Source organism: Parabacteroides sp. ZJ-118, from assembly GCF_011038785.1.
Lineage (GTDB): Bacteria > Bacteroidota > Bacteroidia > Bacteroidales > Tannerellaceae > Parabacteroides.
In genome coordinates this window covers 1-1914 of record NZ_JAAKDT010000097.1, presented here as the reverse complement: position 1 = coordinate 1914, position 1914 = coordinate 1, and the positions used below count along the sequence as shown (strand labels likewise).

Below are 1914 nucleotides of genomic sequence, written 5' to 3'. Positions count from 1 at the left end.
CTCGTTCTTTCGGAGAGGGTACTATTTTATAGCGGGCAACCCACGGGAATGATGTGGCTTCTTGAATCATAAAAAATGTATTGGAGGAAACGATATCCGTCACGCGATTAGGCTTTGTTTCGTATAAGGCAGTTGCCACCGGCTTATCCGTCGGACTTTTTCCGTGGCTTCAAAAGTCCAACGATTTGGATAATTCTTCGCTGATTCACAATGTTTTGCATAGCTGCATTTGGAACAGAGCCAATTAACTTTGTACCACTTAAAAATGCAGAAAGTATGGGAGTAGAAAAAAGACGTAGTACACTGAGTGTACTGTTTTACATCAAGCGGCAGAAATTGCTGAAGAATGGGGAAGCGCCCATTTGCATGCGCATAACCGTTGATAAGCGGAAAGCGGAGATTATGATTAAGCGCAGTGTGCCTGTTACGTTGTGGAACCAGTCGAAAGAGTGTTCCAAAGGGAAAGACCGTAATTCAACGGAGCTGAACCACTATATCAACGCCGTCCGTGCCAAGGTTTTGCAGATACACTGTGGACTGGAAACCGAAGGCGGCATGGTTACGGCGGATGCCATTCGTGACAGGTATTATGGGCGTGACAAGGTACAGCGCACCCTTTTGGAAGTGTATGCCGAGCATAACGAGAAATGCCGTGCCTTAATCGGGAAGGAATACACGGAATCCACCGTTGCCAAGTTTGACACGTCCGTCAACAGACTTCGAGAGTTTATATGTTCCAATTATCATAAGGACGATTTGTTTCTGAATGAGTTGGACGGGCAATTCATCCATGGCTTTGAGTATTGGCTGAAGACCTCGATTGGCTGCAAGAATAATTCCGCATTGAAACACCTGAAGAATCTTAAGAAAGTTATCCGCATTGCACAAGCCAATGGATGGATAAAGAAAGACCCGTTCTGTGGCATACACTTCAAAGTTGAGGAGGTAAACGTGGAGTTCCTTTCCAAGGAAGAGCTTGAAACATTGATGGACAAAGAGTTTGGTGTCAAACGTCTGGAGCAGGTCCGTGATGTCTTTGCCTTTTGCTGCCTGACCGGTATGGCTTTTGCCGATGTTTACCAACTCAGCAAGGAACACCTTATAAGAGACAACAACGGTTGTCTTTGGATACGGAAAGCCCGCCAAAAAACGAAGCAGATGTGTAACATCCCCGTCATTTCACCGGCCAAGAGGCTCATAGACAAGTATTCATCCAACACGGAGTGCATGGCAAAAAATGTCTTGTTCCCGGTACCAAGCAATCAGAAGATGAATGCCTATTTGAAAGAGATTGCGGATATATGCGGCATAAAAAAGCGGCTGACGACTCATGTCGCCCGTCATACGGCAGCAACCGTTGTTTTTCTTGCCAATGAGGTGAGCATGGAGAATGTAGCGAAGATACTGGGGCATTCCAATATCCGCATGACGCAGCATTATGCCAAAGTACTTGATAGCTCCATCATGCGTGACATGGGAAATGTGGAAAGAAGTTTTTCGAAGATGTGATTGCTATGGAAAGAGGAATCATAACAATCAGTGAAACGGGTGTGTTCACGATACCGACCGCACCCGTATGGATGACCCAATTCGAGATAGCCGACCTGTTCGAGATGTTCTCGTGCGATATACGCAAGGCGATTCATGCCATTTATAAGAGCAGGGAATTGAACGAGGCTGAAACGGTGCGATACGTCAAGCAACCGGACGGCATCAGCTATGACGTTTACAGCCTTGAACCCACATTGCCACCTAAGTTGAATTAATATTCTGATTTTCTGTATATGTTTTTTTTGAGACATCCTCTGGGTGTACTACAAATTTCTGTCTCCGTATAGGAGTATCAGACAGAGAAAGTGCGTGATAAATATCTTGTACATCCTTGCTTGGTTCGGTACATTGACGTATTCTGAC

The 1914-nt window shown here is 45.3% G+C and carries 1 protein-coding gene and 1 pseudogene; both read left to right on the top strand.

The window, feature by feature from the left end:
- Window positions 1–276: 276 nt before the first annotated feature.
- On the top strand, window positions 277–1509 hold the full coding sequence (locus G7Y39_RS13315; protein WP_165157911.1) for a site-specific integrase: 1233 nt from the start codon (window positions 277–279) through the stop codon (window positions 1507–1509).
- 5 nt (window positions 1510–1514) lie between these two features.
- Window positions 1515–1739: pseudogene (locus G7Y39_RS13310) on the top strand (hypothetical protein); the annotation flags it as partial.
- Between the last annotated feature and the right edge of the window lie 175 nt (window positions 1740–1914).